The 20,458-nt window shown below is 64.9% G+C and carries 19 protein-coding genes; 10 read left to right on the forward strand and 9 right to left on the reverse strand.

Features of this window, described 5'->3' with window-relative positions; translation table 11 throughout:
• Positions 1-39: 39 nt before the first annotated feature.
• The 8 genes from HALRU_RS06125 to gpmI form a co-directional block, all read right to left on the reverse strand.
• Positions 40-564: a GNAT family N-acetyltransferase gene (locus tag HALRU_RS06125; protein WP_015300533.1), complete on the reverse strand. Its 525-nt coding sequence runs from the start codon at positions 562-564 to the stop codon at positions 40-42.
• 97 nt (positions 565-661) lie between these two features.
• Complete coding sequence (locus tag HALRU_RS06130; protein WP_015300534.1) at positions 662-1,945, reverse strand: O-acetylhomoserine aminocarboxypropyltransferase/cysteine synthase family protein; 1,284 nt, start codon at positions 1,943-1,945, stop codon at positions 662-664.
• A gap of 56 nt (positions 1,946-2,001) precedes the next feature.
• Entirely contained in the window at positions 2,002-3,756 is a 1,755-nt protein-coding gene (locus HALRU_RS06135) for a sensor histidine kinase (RefSeq protein WP_015300535.1), read from the reverse strand.
• A 143-nt stretch (positions 3,757-3,899) separates the two neighbouring features.
• Complete coding sequence (locus HALRU_RS06140; protein WP_015300536.1) at positions 3,900-4,913, reverse strand: sodium:calcium antiporter; 1,014 nt, start codon at positions 4,911-4,913, stop codon at positions 3,900-3,902.
• 180 nt (positions 4,914-5,093) lie between these two features.
• Positions 5,094-5,867 (reverse strand): hypothetical protein, encoded by a 774-nt coding sequence (locus HALRU_RS06145; RefSeq protein WP_245547794.1) that lies wholly within the window; start codon positions 5,865-5,867, stop codon positions 5,094-5,096.
• Positions 5,868-5,920: 53 nt separating this feature from the next.
• Complete coding sequence (locus HALRU_RS06150) at positions 5,921-8,551, reverse strand: alkaline phosphatase PhoX (protein WP_015300538.1); 2,631 nt, start codon at positions 8,549-8,551, stop codon at positions 5,921-5,923.
• A 272-nt stretch (positions 8,552-8,823) separates the two neighbouring features.
• The gene (locus tag HALRU_RS06155) at positions 8,824-9,243 is read right to left on the reverse strand and encodes a hypothetical protein (protein ID WP_015300539.1); all 420 of its coding nucleotides are present in this window, start codon (positions 9,241-9,243) and stop codon (positions 8,824-8,826) included.
• 133 nt (positions 9,244-9,376) lie between these two features.
• Positions 9,377-10,993 (reverse strand): 2,3-bisphosphoglycerate-independent phosphoglycerate mutase, encoded by a 1,617-nt coding sequence (gene gpmI, locus HALRU_RS06160; RefSeq protein ID WP_015300540.1) that lies wholly within the window; start codon positions 10,991-10,993, stop codon positions 9,377-9,379.
• A 165-nt stretch (positions 10,994-11,158) separates the two neighbouring features.
• Between gpmI and HALRU_RS06165 the strand changes: the two genes are divergently transcribed.
• From HALRU_RS06165 to HALRU_RS06190, 6 genes are all read left to right on the forward strand, one after another.
• Complete coding sequence (locus HALRU_RS06165; protein ID WP_015300541.1) at positions 11,159-12,451, forward strand: DNA double-strand break repair nuclease NurA; 1,293 nt, start codon at positions 11,159-11,161, stop codon at positions 12,449-12,451.
• Between the two features lie 92 nt (positions 12,452-12,543).
• The gene (locus tag HALRU_RS06170; protein WP_015300542.1) at positions 12,544-12,894 is read left to right on the forward strand and encodes a DUF7113 family protein; all 351 of its coding nucleotides are present in this window, start codon (positions 12,544-12,546) and stop codon (positions 12,892-12,894) included.
• 76 nt (positions 12,895-12,970) lie between these two features.
• A complete protein-coding gene (locus HALRU_RS06175; RefSeq protein ID WP_015300543.1) occupies positions 12,971-13,624 on the forward strand; it encodes a DUF7344 domain-containing protein in 654 nt (217 codons plus the stop codon).
• Between the two features lie 152 nt (positions 13,625-13,776).
• Entirely contained in the window at positions 13,777-15,621 is a 1,845-nt protein-coding gene (locus tag HALRU_RS06180) for an ATP-binding protein (RefSeq protein WP_015300544.1), read from the forward strand.
• 5 nt (positions 15,622-15,626) lie between these two features.
• Positions 15,627-15,869, forward strand: a complete 243-nt coding sequence (locus HALRU_RS06185) for a hypothetical protein (protein ID WP_015300545.1) — start codon at positions 15,627-15,629, stop codon at positions 15,867-15,869.
• Positions 15,870-15,979: 110 nt separating this feature from the next.
• Positions 15,980-16,528 carry a tRNA (cytidine(56)-2'-O)-methyltransferase gene (locus tag HALRU_RS06190; RefSeq protein WP_015300546.1) on the forward strand — a complete coding sequence of 183 codons (549 nt, stop codon included), beginning with the start codon at positions 15,980-15,982 and terminating at the stop codon, positions 16,526-16,528.
• A gap of 341 nt (positions 16,529-16,869) precedes the next feature.
• Here the strand turns inward: HALRU_RS06190 and HALRU_RS06195 are convergent, their stop codons facing one another.
• Positions 16,870-17,196, reverse strand: a complete 327-nt coding sequence (locus tag HALRU_RS06195; protein ID WP_015300547.1) for a hypothetical protein — start codon at positions 17,194-17,196, stop codon at positions 16,870-16,872.
• A 174-nt stretch (positions 17,197-17,370) separates the two neighbouring features.
• Here HALRU_RS06195 and HALRU_RS06200 point away from each other — a divergent pair, with 174 nt between their 5' ends.
• The 4 genes from HALRU_RS06200 to HALRU_RS06215 all read left to right on the forward strand — a co-directional run bounded on the left by HALRU_RS06200 (position 17,371) and on the right by HALRU_RS06215 (position 20,332).
• On the forward strand, positions 17,371-17,895 hold the full coding sequence (locus HALRU_RS06200) for a transcription initiation factor IIE, subunit alpha (RefSeq protein ID WP_015300548.1): 525 nt from the start codon (positions 17,371-17,373) through the stop codon (positions 17,893-17,895).
• Positions 17,895-18,563, forward strand: coding sequence for a DUF2110 family protein (locus HALRU_RS06205; protein ID WP_015300549.1), 669 nt, complete (start codon positions 17,895-17,897; stop codon positions 18,561-18,563). Before HALRU_RS06200 ends, HALRU_RS06205 begins: the two co-directional genes overlap by 1 nt.
• Position 18,564: 1 nt before the next feature.
• Positions 18,565-19,311, forward strand: coding sequence for a DUF5803 family protein (locus HALRU_RS06210; protein ID WP_015300550.1), 747 nt, complete (start codon positions 18,565-18,567; stop codon positions 19,309-19,311).
• A gap of 232 nt (positions 19,312-19,543) precedes the next feature.
• Positions 19,544-20,332: a chemotaxis protein CheW gene (locus HALRU_RS06215; RefSeq protein WP_015300551.1), complete on the forward strand. Its 789-nt coding sequence runs from the start codon at positions 19,544-19,546 to the stop codon at positions 20,330-20,332.
• The last annotated feature ends 126 nt before the right edge of the window (positions 20,333-20,458 follow it).

Raw genomic sequence — 20,458 nt, forward strand, 5'->3', positions numbered from 1 at the left:
GGTCGTCGTCGATCGATACCGATCGTCCGGTGTGCTTCCTCACTCGAACCGCCGCTCCATCGTCACGTAGTCGTAGGGCCGATCCGGTTTCTCGTGGGTCTCGATCGGCTCGTATCCCTGACTTTCGTACCACTCGTAGAGGAACGGGTGCGTGTCGTAGGTCGTCAACTGTGCGGTGTCGTAGCCGCGCGATTGAACGATCGATTCGGCCCGATCGAACAATCGCTGGCCGAGTCCGTTCCCCTGCCACGATTCGACGACGGCCAGCCGTTCGATGTACGGCGTCTCGCGTTCTTCCAGGAGGCGAACGGTGCCGACGACCGGCTGACTACCGTCTGGCTCCGTGCCACCGCTTCCCCCGTCACCGACGTTGGTCTCGCCTGGCTCGGCGACGAGCGTGATGGCGTCCGCGTCGAGCCACTCGTAGACTGTGTCGGCCCCGATTTCCGTCATCCGTGTCGGAAACCCGCGCTCGGCTCCGACGCGGTAGGCGTCTCGATAACAGGCGGCGATTGCAGCGGCGTCCTCGTGGGTCGCGCGGCGAATGGTGGCGTCCGAGGTCACACAGTCCGATTCGAGTGTGAGGGGCAAACGACTTCTGCAATTCCACCGCGCAACTGACGTGGTCGATTCGAACGGTTTCGAGCGATGACTCGCCCGTTCACACCGCGTCGATCGCCTGCTCCAGGTCGGCGACGATGTCCGCGGGGTCCTCGATGCCGACCGACAGGCGGACGAGATCGGGCGTGACGCCGCTCGCCAGCTGTTCGGACTCGGTCAACTGCTGGTGAGTCGTACTCCCGGGATGGATGATGAGCGTCTTCGCGTCGCCGACGTTGGCGAGCAGGCTCGTCAACTCGACTTCGTTGCAAACAGTCTCAGCACCTTCGTAGCCGGCTTCGAGGCCGAAGGTGAGCATGCCACCGTAGCCGCCATCCAGATACTCGGAGGCGGTTTCGTGCGTCTCGTGGGATTCGAGCCCCGGGTATGTGACCCAGGCGACGTCGGGGTGGTCGTCGAGATATTCGGCGACGATCTGTGCGTTCTCGCAGTGGCGATCCATCCGGAGCGAGAGCGATTCCAGCTTTTGGAGCGTGTTCCAGGCGTCGAACGGCGCTTGCTGGTTACCGAGATCGCGCAGCCCGCGTGTGCGTGCGGCGATCGCGAACGCCTGCTCGCCGAAGGTCTCGTAGAAGTTCACGCCGTGGTAGGCGGGATTGGGCTCGGCGATCTCGGGATAGTCGCCCTCGTCCCAGGGGAAGGTGCCCCCGTCGACCAGGATTCCGCCGACGGTCGTCCCGGCGCCGGTGAGCCACTTCGTCGTGGAGTGCCAGACGAGGTCGGCGCCGTGCTCGATCGGATTACAGAGGTACGGCGTCGCGAACGTGTTGTCGACGAACAGCGGGACGTCGTGGTCGTGGGCGATGTCTGCGATCCGCTCGATGTCCGGTGTCACCAGCGCCGGATTCCCGATCGACTCCAGGTGGACGAACGCAGTGTCGTCGTCGATGGCGGCGTCGTAGGCCTCGTAATCGAGCGTGTCGACGAATTTCGTCTCGATTCCGCGACGCGAGACGGTGTGGGTGAGGTAGGTGTACGTCCCGCCGTAGAGCGACGAGGCCGAGACGATGTTGTCGCCGGCTTCGGCCAGCATGAACGTCGCGAGGTCGAACGCAGCCATCCCGGACGCGGTCGCGAGCGCACCCATTCCGCCTTCGAGACTCGCGACGCGCTCTTCTAGCATCGCGTTCGTCGGGTTCATGATCCGCGAGTAGATGTTGCCGAACTCCTCCAGGCCGAAGAGAGCGGCGGCGTGGTCGGTGTCGTCGAACTCGTAGGACGTCGTCTGGTAGATCGGTGGGGCCCGAGCGCCGGTCGTCGGGTCAGACTCTTGTCCAGCGTGGATCGTCCGCGTGTCGAACTCCCGTGACTCGTCGTTTTCCATAATCACTCGTTCGGTGCCCGTCGATAGTAACGCGGCTAAAGCGACGCTTTCTGCCGCTATCTCGGACGAGGTTGTGCGCTCGATGCGGTCTCGTGATCGGTCGTCGGTTGCGATTCGAGCGTCTGTTTCGGCAGCCTAACCGTGACGGTCGTCCCTGCGGCGCTCGAATCAAACTCGATCTCGCCGCCCAGCGCGTCGGTACACCAGCGGACGATCCAGAGGCCGAGCCCGCTTCCGTGAGAGAGCGGGGTCTCCTCGCCGCGTTCGATCACCGACAACTCGTGATCGGGGATTCCGGAACCCCTATCCCGCACTCGGAACGCAAGGTGGTCACCCTCGATTCCGTCGTAGCTTACGGTGACCCGCGGGTCCGGTGTCCCCGCGTGTTCGAACCCGTTCTCGATCAGGTTCGCAAACAACGTCTCGAAGACGCGCTCGTTGAGCCGGAGTTCGAGTCCTGCCGGGACGGTGACCGTGAGGTCGCCACTGTGATCGCCTTGTCCGGCGTGCTCGTCACGTTCTACGAGTTCGGTGAGCACGCTCTCGACGGACACTGTCGTCGTTGGCGTGTCGAGCGTTTCGAGAACCTGTTCGAACGCTCGCGCTTTCTCACCCATTTCGAGGAGGGCGACGACGTCTTTCTTTGCCCGATCCAGGTGCGCTCGAGCGTCCTCGTCGCTTACCTGCTCTCTCGCTAGTTCGATGTAGCCCGATGCGGCGTTCAGGTCGTTTCTGAGATTGTGTCGCAACACCCGATTCGTGACACGCAGTCGCTGTTTTCTGCGTCGGCGTGCGGTCACGTTCTGGAAGATGAGGACGTACCCCACCTGTCCGCCCGATGGGCCGGAGAGGGCCGATGCCGATACCGAGAACTCCGCGTACTCCCCCTCGCCGTGGTATTCGATCAGTTGGTTCGTGTTCGTTTGATCGACGTCAAGTGACGTTCCAAGGAGCGACGTGATCGGCTCGCCGAGCGCGGTCGGACTTTCGACTGCGAAGGCCGACTCCGCGGCTGGATTGCACTCGACCACTCGCGATCTCGTATCGAGTACCAGCGCCGGGTCGTCGAGTTCCTCGAGCGCCCGGCGCTGTGCGGTTCGTCGGGTCGCCGGATTGAACTCGAACATTCCGCCGCCAACGAACGCGTAAATGTCGAACGCGACGTGAGGCAGGAACATGATCGGGGTGAGGTTGAGTTGCGGATACGGGCCGATCTCCGTGAGCCAGGCCAGAAGGGCCATTCCAGGTGGCACCGCACTCAGCGCGACCGCGAGCGCCTCCGAGCGGAACAGTGGGCCGTAGCTGATCACCGTTTCGAAGAGCACCAGCATCCCGGCGGTCACGAAAACCATGCCCACGAGCACGGCGAAGTACGCGAGGGCCCCGAATTCGTACGAGACGGTCGCGACGCCGAGGACCGGATCCAGCCGGAAGTCCGTCCACACGAGCTCGTGGATGGGGTTCGTCCAGACTAGTCCGCTCGTCACCACGGGAACGGCCACTAGCATCCCGAACCAGGGATTTCGGACCATCGCGCCACGTCCGGTGTAGTCCAGCCCGAACGCGAGGAACGTGATGCCGGTCCCCATCATCGCAGTCCAGGTCCCCATTTCGAGGACGAGGCGAAGGCGTGGATCGAATACGAGTAACGAACCGGCGTAGATGAGACACCAGGCCATCACCGCGAGCAGGGTGACGATAAACCAGTTTACGCCCGGTTTTCCCCGATGATCGCGCAGCTTCCGGATGAGGTAACCCACGCCGACGATGGGAAGCAACGAGCCGACGACTGGCCACGGGACGGGCAACACGATTGACTGGTGGTGAGACTGGTACTTTCAAGTTGTGGCCCGAACCGGGGGTGTGGCGGGATCGGGCGGTAACGTGATCGACGCAGGGGTGTGACGCCGATAGTACTCGTCTCGCTCAGTTTCGTACCGCGCCGACACGGCATTCACGTCGGCAGTAGGCGCGTGAGCCCGACACTCTCCGCGACCAGCCAGGCGACGAACCCGCCGTAGAGGACGAGCAAGAGCCATCCTTCGCGCCGCGAGAGGTACATCTTCGTTCGAGAGATCGTGAAGAAGATGACCGTCGCGACGACGAGGAAGGCCATCATCGGGACGACGTGGTCGAACCTGACCGAGAGGGAGCCGGCGACGAGAATCCCGACTGGAATCGCCACCAGCAGATCGAACGTGTTGGAGCCGAGGACGTTCGCGATCGAGACCGTCGGTCGGCCCGACTGGGAGGCAGTGATACTGACGAACGCGTCCGGAAGGCTCGACCCGGCGGCGACGATAGTCATCCCCCAGAGGAACGACGGCGTCCCGAAGGCGTCCCCGAGACCGACAGCGGCCCGGACGAGCCCCTCGACACCGACGACGATCAGTACCAGTCCGACGAGAAAGCGTCCCCAGCTCCGGACGAGGTCGATCCCTTCGTCGGGGACGGTCCCGGACTCCGAGGCGTCGAGATACTGTGTGAAGACGTACAGTACGTACAGCACGATCGGGATCAGTGCGAGGGCTCGCGTCACCTCGCCGGTGATCCGTCCGTTTGCAACGTCGATGGGGTAGTAGATGACCGCGAGCGAGAACGTGAGCAACAGCGTCGCGACTGCGAGCATGTAGAAGAGCGATTCCTTGTAGACCAGATCCCGATTCGTCTCCATCCCTCCGCTGCCGATCACGACGGAGACACCCGGGATGACGAGGAGGTTGAACACCGCAGAGCCGACGATTGCGCCGACGCCGAGTTCGAACTCGCCTCGGGTGGCCGAGAGTAACACGCTCATCAACTCGGGCGTACTCGACCCGACGGCGGCGATGATCGCCCCGTGGACGACCGAAGGGATTCCGTACGCGCCGGCGAGCTTGGCTGCCGCGTCTTCGAGCCAACTGCTCCCGATCCAGACGATACCGGTCCCGGCGACGGCGAGGGCGAGCAGCCCGAGTACCGTGAACATCTCGTGAAGCGTTCTAAGCGCCACTGGATAAAATGGTCGGTGGCAACCGGCGCGGCTGCGCTATCCCTGCGTCGACGCCAACCTGGGAGATCGAACGCAGCGTCGGTCAGATAGACCGAACGATCGTCGCTCACCTCGAACGAACCTGGCGTCGTTCGGATGGACCGAACGCCTTGGCGCTCAGGTCGAACGGACGCGTCGTCGCCACCCGACCCACCCGAGGGCCACGAGTGCGGCTGCGCCGCCGAACCCGGTGAGTTTCTCTCCGACGGCCGAACCGATCCCGTTCGCGTCGCCACCGGTGGGCGAGCCGCTTTCGTCGGCGTCGTCCCCGACCGTGATCGTTCCCGGTGTGTGTTCGATCGCGATCGGAGCGCCGCCGTCGGCGTCGAGCCGTGCATCCGTCACGCGAACGGCTGTGGTGCCGGATTCGGTCCCCGAGACCTCGATCGTCGCCAGCGTGACGTCCGCCGCGCCGGCCGTAATCGCGTCTTCGAGATCGACGGCTTCGAGCGTGATGGATCGTCCGTCAGCGCTCACCATCGGGCGTTCCGTCATGGCCAGCGTGTCCGGGTACGTCGCGCTCTCGATCGACGCTACGTGTTCGTCGGCGACGGAGATCGTCACCTCGAACCCGGCGAGTCCGGCCGGCGCCTCCCGCAACACGAGGGGAATCGACGCGTTCTCGCCGGGATCGACGGATGCGTCACCCAGTGCGATGCGTCCGTCCATCTGTGCTGTCGTGCTGTCGTCTACCTGGGCCGTGGCGGTCGCGGCCGACAGATCGGTGTCGGATCGATCGAGATGCGCTGCGGCAGTGCCGTCCGGGCGCTCGTCGACGGCCGTTGCCGCGTCGACCGGGGCCCCAACGGCCACTGCACTCATCGTGAGACAGACGAGTGCAGCGGTGACGACGAACCGGGGTACTATCCCGGGTTCGTCCGTCCACGTCACTGGCTCGCACTCCGTGAGCCACCCGGTCCCGTCGTTCGGTCGGCTCGCCGGGCTCACAGTTCGTCGGCGAGAGCGTCCACGTCGTCGTAATCGATCCGGCCGTTGTCGTTGAAGTCGAACGCGTCCGCGTTGAGCTGGACGGCATCCGAGTCGAGTCGTTCGAACAGGGTGACCACGTCGTCGTAGTCGAGGCGGCCGTTTCCGTTGACGTCTTCGAAGCGACCATCGCCGTCGGGATCGGTCGGCGCACGGCCGCTGCCGGAGCCGTCGTCGATCGCGGGCGGGCCGGTGACGACCACGCTGGGGTAGGGCGCCGGCTCGATCGGCTGGCCCGCGTCGTCGTCGAACGCGTGGACGTCGACCGACACGTCGGTCGTTCCGGTTCCAGTGGCCTCGAGTTCGATCGACGCGAGGGTCACCTCGCTCGTCCCCGGTTCGATCTCGTTTTCGACGTCGGCGAACCGGAACTCGACGGAACTTCCGTCGGCGGCGATTTTCGGATCGCTGGTGAGGGAGACGTCGTCGGTGTAGGTCGCATCGGTGATCGAGGCCACGTCCGTGTGCGAGACCGAGACCGTGAGTCGACCGCCTGCGAGTCCGTCGCGAAGTCCGGAGGCGCGCAGGTCGAGCGTCCCCGTCGAGCCGTGTGATAGGGCCAGTGACTCGACTTCCAGTTCGGCCGGCGGTTCGTAGACCCACATCGCGTCGTTGGGGTACGAGCGGCCGAAGCTCCCTTTGTCCTCACAGCACAGCACGCGCCCATCGTCCATCACGTAGACGTTGTCGACGTTGATGAGCGAGACGTCCTGCAGGGAACTGGGATCGCTCGCGTTCGGCCCGACGATGACCGGCTCCAGCCACGAGACGTCGTAATTTTCGTCGAGTCGGCCCCGATAGACGACGCCGGAGTCGACCTCGTCGAATCGGAGTTCGCCCCGGTCGTCGGTCATGTATCCGCTGAGCGAAGAGATACCGAAGTAGACGAAGTCGCCGGGTTGGGCGTCGTCGACGGAGTCGATGCCTTCGGCCTTGTTGAACTCGACGCTAGCCCCGATCTCCTTGGCTGCCGCGCGGGTTTCGAGGAACGGCACGCGACGGAGTTCCTCGTCGACGTCGTCGGGACCGCGTGCTTCGTACTGGGTAGCCCACTCGACGATCGCTTCGTCGGTGATGTAATCCTGGTTGCCCTCGATTGCGACGGTCTCGTCGGCCTCGACGAGGGCCGTTTCGAGGTCTTCTTCCCAGTCGGTCTCGGCGTGGGTCTCGAGATAGTCAACCTGGGTGACGTCGTCGTACTCGGCGATCCAGGACTCGACCTCGGCGTTGCTCGCCGTGCCGAGTTCGAGCCACTCGACGTCGAGGTCGGTCTCGCCCACGGTCCCTTCACCGATCTCGGCGGCTTTCATGGCGTACAGCGTTCCGCGGACGTCCATCCGACTGTCGTAACTCGGGATCGGCTCGTCGGCGACGAACTTGTAGATACCCTTCGCGCCGCCGTCGGAAGCGAGGTAGACCGTTCGCTCGTCGGGCAGCACTTCGGGACACTCCCAGGCGGCGCGACCGAAGACGTGGTGTTTGACGGGCACGGGTTCGTCCGCTGTCGGCTCCGTGACCTCGACGATCTTGCCGTACCGGTAGCGGTTTGGGAAGCCATCATCGATCGGCGTCGCGGTGTTCTCGTCGTTCGTCCGGTCGATCGGCTCCGCGCCGAGGTAGTACGCCAGCCGTTCGACGCCGCTGTTTGCCCACAGTCCCATCGGGGTCCAGGCGTCTTCGCCGAAGATGTCTTCGAGCGATGAAGCGACCTCCCCGATGTTCGGTCGGTTGTAGAACTCGCTCCCGCCACGGAGCCCGACGCCACTGCCGGCGTCGACGATGTCGCTGACCGTCGCGAGTCCGTTGACGCGTGGGTGACCGTAGTCTTCCTCCGCCGAGAGCGGCGTCTCCCAGGGGGAGAGGTCGCCGTAGCAGTTGATCTTCGTCCCACCGATGTCGCGGAAGGCGTCGGTGTTCTCGAGTTCCATCGCGTTCTCCAGGTCGGCCTCCCAATCGCCGTCGCCGTCCCGGCTGAGCGGCGTCCGCGAGATCGCCCCCGGCGTGGTCTCGTTGTTCGTAAAGAGGTACCCCGCCGTCCCCTCGTCGTCGGTCGCCACGAAGAAGTTCATGTCCGGATTGTAGCCCACCTCCTCGAAGCGCTCGCCGACGAGGTCCGATAGGTCCGTGCCATCAGGCGTCTGCGGGTGACCCCATCGCTCGGTGCCACCGTTGATCTCCTCCCCTTCCCGGACGAGGTAGGAGAAGTCACCGGCTGCGGATCGAACACGTCCCCGCTCTGCGTCCGATCGCGGCGGTTCGAGTTCCGTGAACTCGGGCGTCGCCCCGTCGAAGTCGAACTGGAACCCCTCGAAGACGCCGACGCCTGCCTGATCGAACGGTGCAGGGTTCTCACGGCTCGGGTGCTGGACGCTGTAGAGCAGTTCGCCGGTGTCGAAGACGAACGGGCCGGTCACCTCAGCGCCACGGGCCGTGGTCAGGAATCGGGTGAGTCGGCCGTTCACGTACGGCGCCTCGGGCGTCGCGTGTTCGTCTGGTTTCTCCCTGGCCTGGACGGAGCCGACGACGCCCGCCCCCAGTGCCGCCGCAGTCGACGATGCAAGCAGGTTGCGTCTGGTGAATTCCACCATGCAGGTGGGATCATAATTAGCGCGGTAAAGGTGTTTTATAATAGTCGTATCGGGTGGTAACGTTCCGTCGATTCGACCCGGGCGGGAAACAGTCTCATCAGGAGACTATGTAGCGGTACGGAGCACTGCACGGAGCACTGGACAGTATCGGGTCCGGCGTGCTGGGGACACTGTCGTGGGGGAATTGTCGTCGACACGGTGTTGCAAAACAGCGGGCGAACTGCCCGTTCGATCGATTCACTCTGCCGCTCGGACTGTTCACTTCCAGGCCCTCAATCGGCCCCGGCGTCGTGGGCTCCCGCACGAATCTCGTCGGCACGGCGGCGCACCCACGAGCAGTATCGGTCGATGACCGTCGGCGTCGTCCCGTAGAACGACGCCACCCAGTTCTCGTCTGCCCACTCCATCGTGACGAGGTAGGCTGCGAGCGTATCTTTGCCGGACTGCACGATCTCCGGCGGAACCCCGCGTGTGCCGGTGTCGGCCTCGACGAACCCGTTCACGTCGAAGTAGACGTCGGCGTACAGGCGAGCGTCTTCCAGTCTGTCGAACGTGATATCGGTGTGCTGGGGTGCGACGAACCGGTAGCGAGGCGAAGCCTCGTCAACCTGGCACTCGACGATCGAGACGCCGAAGCCGTACGATTCGACGACGGTTCCCTCCGGATCCGAGGTGTGGGTGGACGTGGCCATGGGCCGTGTTTCGGTCGACAGCGGTGGCGCTGTTTATCGTTTATATGAGGGCTATTGAGGGCTCACGAGTTGACCCGAGTACTTTCGATGGCGGATCCACGACCTGGGCAGCCGTTGGGTACGGCACCTCGAATCAGTCGTCGAACAGCGGGCGGCCGGTCATCGCTGCCGGCCGATCGATTCCAGTGAGCGTCAGGACCGTCGGGGCGAGATCGGCGAGCGTGGCGCCGTCGCGAAGCGACCGACCGTCGTCAGTTCCGTCGGGCGAGACGTACACGACCGGGACGGGATTCGTCGTGTGGGCGGTGTGTGGGTCGGCCGGGGTTCCCATGTCGTCGGCGTTGCCGTGGTCGGCAGTGACGAGGGCGTGTCCCCCCGCGTCGGCGATCGCCTCGAGGAGACGTCCGAGCTGGGTGTCGACGGCTTCGACGGCGGTAACGGCTGCATCGAAGTCGCCCGTGTGCCCGACCATGTCCGGGTTAGCGTAGTTGAGCACGAGGACGTCGGGGTCGTCCGCCGATAGGTGCTCGATCGCGGTGTCCGTGACGCCGGCTGCGCTCATCTCCGGTCGTTCGTCGTAGGTCGGGACGTCGGGGCTCTCGACGATCTCGCGTCGCTCGCCGTCGAACTCGACCTCGCGGCCGCCGTTCAGGAAGTACGTCACGTGGGCGTACTTCTCGGATTCGGCGATGCGCAACTGGGTCGCCCCGGCAGCTGCGAGCACCTCACCCAGGACGTTTGCGGGCTGGTTTGGCGGATATGCGACGGGAAGGTCGAACGTCCGGTCGTACTCGGTCAGCATCACGACCTGCGTCTCCGGCGGGCTGAGTTCGAACGCGTCCGCCCAGTCGTCCGGACGGATATCGGACAGCAGCCGCGTCAACTGTCGGGCGCGGTCGGCGCGGAAGTTGAACCAGACGACCGCATCCCCGTCGTCGATGGCCGGCTGATCGGCGACGACTGTCGGTTCGACGAACTCGTCGGTGTCGCCGCGCTCGTAGGACTCCTCGACGGCCGCGAGGGCCGACGGCGCCTCGTACGCCGCCTCCCGCTCGACGATCGCGTCGTAGGCGCGTTTCGTCCGCTCCCAGTTCTGGTCACGATCCATCGCGTAATAGCGCCCGGAGACCGTCGCGATGTCGCCAGTCCCTGCCGAGTCGACGACGGATTCGAGCGCCTGGAGGTACTCGCGACCGCCGGTCGGGGCCGTGTCTCGGCCGTCCGTGATCGCGTGGGTCACCGCTTCGACGTCGCGGTCGGCGGCGAGTTCGAGCAGGGCGTGGAGGTGGGCCTGATCCGAGTGAACGCCGCCGTCGCTGACGAGTCCCAGGAAGTGGACCCGCCCGTCGTTCGCCCGCGCGTATTCGAACGCGCCGTCGATGGCCTCGTTCTCTCCGAGGTGTCCGTCGGCGATGTCGTCCGTAATTCGCGTGTACTCCTGGTCGACGACACGGCCGGCGCCGATCGTCAGGTGGCCGACCTCGCTGTTGCCCATCTGGCCGGCCGGGAGGCCGACGGTGCGTCCGACGGCGTCGAGTGTCGAGACCGCACCCCGCTCGACGAGTCGATCGAACGTCGGCGTCTCCGCCGCGGCGACGGCGTTTCGGCGGTCGTTCGCTGGCCGAGTAGCTGTCCCTCCATCCTCGTCGTCACGATCAGCCGAACTGGAACTCCGCTGGGCCAGGCGATCCCACAACGGGTCGTCGGGTCCGAGTCCCCAGCCGTCGAGTACGATCAGCGCCGCGTCCATGGTACAGGCGACTCGACACGCGACCAATTAGCTGTCGCTCCCCGGTCGTGTCGACTGGTGTGTTGCTGGCACCGACACCGTTGCCAGTCGCCCGTTCGAGCGAGGCCACCTCGTCCTGCAGGACCGACCGCGACCTTTTTGCCGCTGGCATCGGTCCCCGGACACATGACGCTCGATCCGGTGCACTTCGACGGCATCGCCCGCCTCGCACGACGGATCGATCAGGGTGCATCCGAACAGGACCACCGTGAGCTCGCGGAGACGGTCTGGGCGGAGTTTCTCGATCCACTGACCGATGGCGACCGAGTGGTGCTGGAACCGATCGAGGACGTGAGTCGGCACCTCGTCGACATCGAGCGGATCGCCCTCTCGGAGCGGCCGTTTCCGACCCAGCACGGCCTCGATGCCGGAACGATCAACCCCACGTCGTTCCGGAACGGGCTGGTCATCGATATCGCGCAGGCCGCGATGGCCTCTTCGCCGTCGACGCTCGATCTCCACCGGTCGCGGACGGTCGTCGCAACCGTCCACTCGAACGACGCGACGGCGAGCGTCAACGACCGCTGGGATACGTTCGACGCGGGCTACAGCCGAAGCCGAGCCGTGAAGGTTCCGTCACTCCCGCGCTTCGCGGAGGGCGTCGTCCACGCGCTGGCGCTGTACATGGCCGAAGGTGAGCACGCCCTGTCCCACGCCGAGGACGTCGACGATCTGCTCGTTCTCGACGGACCGCTGTACCCCCGTGGGCTGCTCCGGTGGGCGGATCAACACTCGGATCTGGCCGAACTGCTGGTGACCGAACGCCAGCCTCGATCGGTCCTCGAAAAATACGTCCGGCTCGTCGAGTCGTTCGTCGAGCGATCGGTCCCCCTCGTCGGCTTCGTCAAGAACCCTGCCACACGTGTCCTCTCGCGAACGGTCGCCGAACACGGGATGGAGACGCCGTGGACCGACGACACCGCCTTCTTTACCCGCATCCTCGAACGCGGCGAGTCGGGTGCTGGCCCGGACGGCCGACAGTTCGACCGCGAGACGGACGCCCTCACGTACACCGGCTGGTTTCGCTCGCGAGGCGGTGTCGACGGCCCGATGTCGGTCGAAGGGGACGCACTCGGCGTCGAGCGAACGCTGGGTCCGGCGTGCTACGAAGTTACGTTCTTCGTCGTCTACGACCCGCGAACCGACCTCTGCTACCGGATCGAAGCGCCGTACGCGTTCACCCGCGATGCCGAGGTGCGCGAGGCGCTCACCCGTCACCTCCTCGCCGAGGTCGCGACCTCGCGGGGGCCGCCGCCGGTCGTGGAGAAGGCCGACGAGCTGGCGCGCATCAGCGCGCCGGAGAAAGCGTCCCTCCGCGAGACGTTCGAGGAGCGGTTCGCGACGACGGCTGAGCGCGATTACGACGATCGTCGCTGGGGAGACGACGGCCGACCGTTCGACTCGGCTGGACTCGGGTAGGGGAGCGTCGGGTTCTTGGAACGGGAACTGAAATCGCACTGGCCGAGACAGATCGCCGGATCCCTTTTCCCAACTGGCGGCGTACGACAACCATGCTCACGGTGCGGGGTCAGGCGGGCGGGACGGAACTCACCGGCACGATCTACGAGCGCGGCGAGGAGGCACCGCGGTTTCGCGGCGCGCCGGACGAGGACGCGGCCTACGTCTGGATCTGCGACGAGTTCTACGAGGTTTCGAGCGGCGGATCGCGACTCGAACTCGAGGATCGTGTCGTCAACGTCGCGTTCGAGACCCCGCTTCCGCGTGGCTTCGACACGAAGGAGCGCGCGATCGACGCCGCGACCGAACACGTCCGGACGCAGTTTCGCCGCATCGGTGTGGACGCCGACAGCGTCGAACTTTCCGTCGAACCAGTCGACGAAGCGGGAGAGCGTCCGCGTTGAGCACCGACGTTCGATCGATCGGTGAACCATCTATCGACGGGGTGAGACTTTTCCGTCCCGCGTTCGAGCACCCTGTATGGATTTCCCGCCCCCAAATAACCGATCCGAACGCGGACTCGACGTGTCCGGCTCGGCCGATCATATTCAGGCGTTATCGAGTCCACGGCGGGTCGCTACCCTCACAGCACTCGCCCGGCGCGACGAGTCGATGCGCGTCGAGGATCTCGCCAGACACGTCAGAGCTCTCGAGCGGGAGACGGACGTGACGGCGGTGTCCCGGCGGGAACAAAGGCGCGTCCAGACGTCGCTGCAGCACGCACACCTGCCGGCACTGGCTGCTCGATCGCTCGTCGACTGGGAGCACGGGAACGACTGGGTGGCGCTCCACCCCGACGTTTCGTCCGAGACGCTTCGCGAGACAGTCGGCGAGGCGCTTCCGACGGCGTCGACTCGCCATATCCGGACGCTGTCGGACCCGCGACGCAGGCAGGTTCTCGAACTCGTCGAGGAGTGTGAGACGCCACTCTCCATCGATACGCTCGCCAGACGGGTCGCGTCACTCGAGACGGGTGGGGGGAGTTCCTCACCTCCCGCGCAGACGATGGATCGGGTTCGAATCTCGCTCGTCCACTCCCACCTCCCGGCGCTCGATGACGCCGGCCTCTTGGCGTACGACAGGGAGACCGGGACAGTGACGAGCACTGCCCTGTCTCGCGTTGGCAACGAGTAAGGTGAATTGCGCGTGCGGGGGCAGGAATGGTGTCATCGGGGCGGTGGCCACTGTTCGAGTTTTCTCGTCGGCGGGTCGTGACAGCCCCGCGTCTGACGAGCGTCTGCCGCGGAGGGGAAACGTGTTTTAGGCAGCGGTTTCACTGTGACCGTATGACTGACCTTGGGGATTTCGAGAGTTACGCCGAGTCCGACGAGTCGTCGGATGCGGGGTCACCCCAGGCCGAATCGGACGGAGACGCGACGACAGCGACCGGGGCAGGTGCCGAAGGGTCCGAGTCGACGGATCGTGACGACGAGTTCGAGCGGACGACGGTCGAATCTACTACAGAGGAAGCGGGGATCGGTGCCCTCTCGGTCTCGCGTGGCCTCCGTGTGACCGAGGACGGCGAAGACACGACGTTGCAGGCGTACGTCACGCGCGAGAACCGTTCGCTGGTCCGCATCGGGAGCTACCTGATCGCACCGTATCCCGACGACGAGTTGCTGTTCTGTCGGATCACGGGCCTCGAGTACGCCCAGCAGTTTCACGCCGACGACGCGACGGAGATCCACGCGCGCCGGGCGATGGGCACCGACGACTTCGAGGAGGCCGACTACAAGTTCGTCGCGAGCCTCGAGCCGGTCGCGGTGCTGTACGAGGACGGTGGCGAACTCAAGCGGCGGATGACCGACCGCGTGCCGAAGCCCCAGACGACGCTCGAACGGGCGAGCGACCCGACGCAGATCAAGACCGGTTTGAAGATGCCCGAGGATGGGATCTTCCTCGGCCACCTCGCCGTCGGCGGGGAGAAAGTCCGCACCGCCGCGGAGCCACCGACGATCGATTACCGGCTGAACGACGACTACGACTCCGGCGATCCGCTCGTCTTCCGGCACACCCTCGTCGCCGGGGGGACGGGATCGGGGAAGACCCACGCTGCGAAGAACGTCCTCCGGCAATTCCTGGACGAGGAGCGACGCTACCCGATGGGCGACGGCCGCGAAGTTCGCCCCGCCGTCGTCCAGTTCGACCCGCAGGACGAGTACGCGCAGATGCACGACGACGGGGACTACGACGACGCATTCGCTCGCCGACTGGATCGCGAGGGAATCGCTCACGGTGGGCACGACGATACGGTGGCGTTCGTCCCGAAGGTGGGCTCGTCGACCTACGCGGCGGACCACCATCGCGCCGAGCAGATCGAGTTCACGATCCCGTTCTCGATGGTGAAGGACAACCCGTGGCTCGTCGCCGGGAGCGGCCTCAACGACAACCAGTACGGCGCGCTCGTCTCCGTCCTCCTGCCACGCTTCGAGCGAAACTACGGCGGGGACGCGACCTACGACGAGTTCACGACCTTTCTCGACGACCCGGCGCTCCGCGAGGAACTCGACGAGAGCGGCCTCGTCCACGAGGCGACGTTCGACGCCGTCCGCCGCCGGGTGCTGGGCTTTGGCCACCTGTTCGATCAGTCGGCCCAGCCGATCACCGACCTCGTCCACGAGTTCGTCAAACCCGGTCGCCTCTCGGTCGTCCCGACGTACCACCTCTCGGATTCGCGGGCGACGGAGGCGGTCGTCCTCGCCCTGTCGAGTCTCCTCATCGACGAGAAGCTCTCGAACGACCCGACGTACGAGCGGATCGAAGAGACGCCCCTCCTGCTGGGGATGGACGAGGCACACAACTTCCTCACGGACGCCGATTCCGTCCAGGCGCGCAAGGTCATCGGGAAGTTTACCGAAGCCGCGAAGCAGGGTCGCAAGGAGCGCCTCGGCCTGTTCCTCGTCACGCAGGATCCCCAGGACATCGACGACGCCGTCTTCAAGCAGATCAACACGACGGTCGTCCTCAACCTCGGTGACGAGGACGCCATCAAGAGCGTCAACATTCCCCGCTCGCTCGAATCGAAGGTCCCGTACATGGAGAAGGGTCAGCTGGTCGTCTACTCGCCGGACAACTCCGAACCGGTGGAACTGATCGGACTCCCACACTGCCTGACTCGGCACGGGCGGTGACTCCTATGGATGGACGATCACCAGCGGGCGATCGGGGTGTCGACGACGTCGATGGCGTCGCCGTCGGATCGAGCGCCGCCGAAGCCGAGTGCGTGCGATCGGACGGCGAGGCCGTCGAGTGTACGCTCTCGCTACCGGACGACCTGGCCGGCGACCTGGACGATTTCTGCCGGGAGCAGTACCTTCACCGCGAGGCTGCGGTTCGATCGTTGCTCGCCGAATGGCTCGACGGTCGGTCCGCCGAGTGATCTCTCTCTCTCTCTCTCTCTCTCGATTCCGCCGGACGGCTCGTTGATTGTGAATCACACCATCGCAATCGAAACCGAACGCACATATGATCGCCGGACGAGACTCCGATATGGAGCAGTTTCCCGAGGTCGTGGTCTGCCGGCTGGGTCACCGGCCTGGCCGCGACGACCGGATGACGACCCACGTCGGATTGACCGCACGGGCACTCGGTGCCGATCGCGTCATCTTTCCCGACAACGCGACCGACGCCGTCGAGACCGCCGAGGACATCACCGACCGGTTCGGCGGCCCCTTCACTGCCGAACTGGTGGAGAAACCGGCAGCTGTCGTGCGAAACTGGGAGGGACCGATCGCCCACCTGACGATGTACGGCGAACCTGTCCAGACCGTCGAGTCGGAGATTCGATCGACCGTCACGGAGGGGGACGACCCACTCCTGGTCGTCGTCGGCGCGGAGAAGGTCCCCTTCGAGATGTACGAACAGGCCGACTGGAACGTCGGGGTAACGAACCAGCCCCACTCCGAAATCGCCGGACTCGCCGTCTTCCTCGACCGGCTGTTCGACGGCGACGAACTCGACCGCGAGTGGGTGGATGCCTCGCGGAAAGTCGTCCCGAAGGAGACGGGCAAACTGGTATTGCCCGTGAGCGAGGAGTAGTCGGGACGACAGGGCCGACTCGATCTATTGCGGTGTCGAACCCGTAGGAATCAGTACGTCCTCAGTGGTGTCGTTCGCTGACGACGGGTCTGGAGGCACAGAAGAATGTGAGTCGCGGGGGCAGGGCGACGCACTCATCGACGACGGAGCGGCAGGGGCTTCCGACTCGATTCGATTTCGGTCGTGACGGTCGAGTACGCGTCAGGCCGAGGTCGCGAGTACGCGTCACGTCGAGATCGCGCAGCGCGTCGATCGCCGACAGTGGTGGGCACATGACGATCGTCGACTGTGGTGCGCACGTGACGATCGACTGCTGGTCGCTTCACTCGGCTGGCCGTGTCTTACGCGCCGTTGTCGGACTCGTTTCCATTCGAGCCGTCGTCCGATTCGTTGCCACCCGTACCGTCGTCCGACTCGTTGTCGCCCATCCCATCGTCCGATTCGTTGTCATCGATGCCGTCGTCCGACTCGTTGTCGTCCATCCCGTCGTCGGTTTCGTTGTCGTCGATACCACCAGTGTCGTCAGTCCCGGTGTCGTCGCCGGTGTCACCGTTGTCGTCCTCGGGGCCGCCACCGTCGTCACCACAGCCGGCGAGTGCGACGGTGCCGAGGGCGGCTCCGGCGACGGTCAGGTACTGTCGTCGATCGAGTGGATGGGGTGCATCCATGGGCGGCGGTATTCGAATCTCCTCGAAATGTTCCGACCGGTCGACTGCAGGCAATTTATGTGGTTTTCGGTGCGATTCGGTCGGTGAGAGGGGCCGGTGGGTCCGAGCCCCCCGATCGATCTGCACCACTCGCTCTCAAAAGACTTAATGGGCTGATCGGGCTATCGTCACCCAATGGCTTTTGAGGATCTCCTCGAGGACCCGGTCATACAGAAGTACCTCCACGAGCTGGTCGGGCCGAAGGGGATGCCCGTCGCGGCCGCCCCGCCCGAGGGCGAGGTGACCGACGAGGAACTCGCCGAGGAACTCGATCTCGAGTTGAACGACGTCCGCCGATCGCTGTTCATCCTGTACGAGAACGATCTCGCGAGTTATCGCCGGCTGCGCGACGAGGACTCCGGCTGGCTCACCTACCTCTGGACCTTCGAGTACGACAACATCCCGGAGAATCTGGAAGCGGAGCTTCACCGCCTCTACGAGGCGCTCAGCGACCGCCGAGAGTACGAACGAACCCACGAGTTCTACCTCTGTGAAATCTGCTCGATCCGGTTCGAGTTCGGTGAGGCGATGGACTTCGGGTTCGAGTGTCCGGAGTGTGGGACACCGATGGACGCGATGGACAACGATCGCCTCGTCTCGTCGATGGACGAGCGTATCGCCGCGCTCGAGGACGAACTCAACGTCGGCGCAGAGGCCTGATGGTCGTTCTCGCATCCAAGGTGTACGTGCAGGGCGACGCCCGCGAGCGCACGCTCCGCTCACTGGAGTCACTCGTCGAGAACGCGCTGGGCGAGCTCGACGTCACCTACGAGATCGGTGTCAGACACGACGACTTCCCGAGTGTCACCGTCGACGGTGACGACGCCGTCGTGGCACGAAACCTCCTCAGAGACGAGTGGGGCGAAATCACGGAGCTCGAACCCGGGACGACAGCCGTTGGAACACTCGACGCCTGGGACGAGGACGGTTTCGTCATCGACGCCGGCGAGCCGGTTCGTATCGAGGCCGACGAGCTCGGTCTCGGTCCGGGTAGTCCCGCACAGATTCGCGAGCGCTTCGGGCTGGTCCAGCACCTCCCGATGGAGTTCGTCTACGGCGGCGACGAACCGAGTCGTCTTTCGGACGCCGAACGTGACCGCCTCTACGAGTGGACGCGTGGCGACGGTCGGTTGAACGTCAATAGTGCGACGAGAGGTGAGGTTCGGGCGACGCTCAACCGGGCCGGGCACGCCCAGGACTACGTCACCGTCGAACGGCTCGGACTTCTCGAACAGAGTGTCGTCGCGACGGAAGACACGGATCCGCCAGGGCTCCTCGCGAGCGTCGGCTCGTACCTGCCGGCGGAACTGCTGTGTGTCGTTCCCTGATATGGTTTCGGTACCGAATCGGCGGCTCGTTCTCGCTGCACTCGCTGTCACTGCACTCCTCCTCGTCGCCGGGTGCACCTCGAACCAGATTCCCGACGAGCAACTCGATAGCGAGTACGACTATTCGGACCTCAGAGAGCGAAACGCCACCGTCGCGATCGATCTCGAAGCCGGCGGCCTGCTCGACGATGGGTCGTTCGCGGCGGTCTACGACCTCGAGGATACCGACGAAATCGACGTGTACAGAAGCGGCTTGTTCAGCGATAGCCCGCTCGACGTCGAGAGTGTCAGATTCTGGTACGCGAACGGCACGGTCGTCAACGGGTCGGAGCTTGCCGTCGACCGGGGCCAGTCACAGACGACGATCAGTCTCCCAGCATCGAACGGAACGGTCGCGTTCTCGGGAGCGGCCGGGAAGAAATCGTTCTCCCTTCCTGCGTTCCGATCGGGCTCGTACAACGTCACCTTGCCGGCGAACCAGCGATCTTCGTCGCTGATTCTCGGCTCAGTGTCACCGGGTGGCTTCGAACGCTCGATCCACGACGACACGGAGACACTCCAGTGGGAGTCGGTCGACGAGCCCCTCTCATTGCAGTACTATCACGAACGCGACGTCTGGATCTTCTACGGGGCTATCGCACTGGCCGTCGTCGGTGGTGGCATCGCTGCCGCCGCTACGTACCGGCGCCTGGCGCAGTTACGACGCCAGCGGGCCGAGATGGGTATCGAGGACGATCCATCGGAGTGAATTTACCGAGATTCAGTGGAGTGACTCCACCGACATCCTACCGAATGGATCTGCCGTGAGTCAGCACAAGGAATTCGCCGACCGTGACCGGGAACTGGTCGCCGAACGGTCACGACAGCTGATTGGCCGCCGAACGGCCGTGATCGCTGATTGGTTGCTGGATGGTCGCGATCGCTGACTGGTCGCGTTGGGGCACAGTTTTAACCGTCCACGTAGATACGTCGAGACGAACATGTCTTCGGACCTCCCCGACGGAGTGCGAGACGCCGAGGGGGACAGCGAGGGGGAAACGGGTGAGTCACCGGACGAAGAGGTCTACGAACGATTTACGATCGTTCAGATCGGCGACCATCGGCTGGCAATTCCGGTAACGGCCGTCGGGTCCGTCATCAATCGCGCGGTCGACGTCACACGAGTGCCACGTTCGTCGCCTGCCGTCGAGGGTGTAACCGACATTCGGGGACAGATCACGACGCTGGTCGATCCGCACGTCCACTTCCCGGACAGTGGCGGGCCGTCAGACGCACAGACGTTGCTCGTTTTCGACGACCGTGACCAACCGTCGGCGGTTCACGTCGACGAAGTGATCGGCGTGGAGGCCGTCCCGGAGGACGGAGTCTTCGACCAGACCGCCTACGACGAGGACGAACGGGATGGAACGGCACTCGCCCATCCGCTCATCAGTGGGGCGATTCGAGTCGAGACGCGTACGGGAGGTGCCCTCGTCGATTCCATGGTCGCCGACAAACCGACCGAGGACGCCGACGACCCAGTGCGTGAGACAGGACTCGGACGTGCGCAATCGACCGCCGAACCGGACGAGTCTGGTGTGATCGTCGGTGAGTTCTCGCTCGACGAGGACGCTCCCGACGAACCGGCCTCGGCCGATCGTGACTCGCCGCCGGACTCGGAGGAGGTCGAGGTCGAGATCACGCCCATCCTCGACGTGGACGCGTTCTTGCTGGCGTCCGGTCGCCCTGTCGACGACCGGGATCCGGTCGATCGCGCGACTGCGGAGTAGCGTCTCTGAATCCGCTCCCGGGGTAGGTGGCACGCGAAAACACACCCACGAAATTACTGCCTCGTTGTCGAACTCGCTCTCCTTGACTCTCGTTGTCGCGTGGTCGGTCCGTTTCTTCATCTAGGT

It is taken from the genome of Halovivax ruber XH-70, from assembly GCF_000328525.1.
GTDB classification, from domain to species: Archaea; Halobacteriota; Halobacteria; order Halobacteriales; family Natrialbaceae; genus Halovivax; species Halovivax ruber.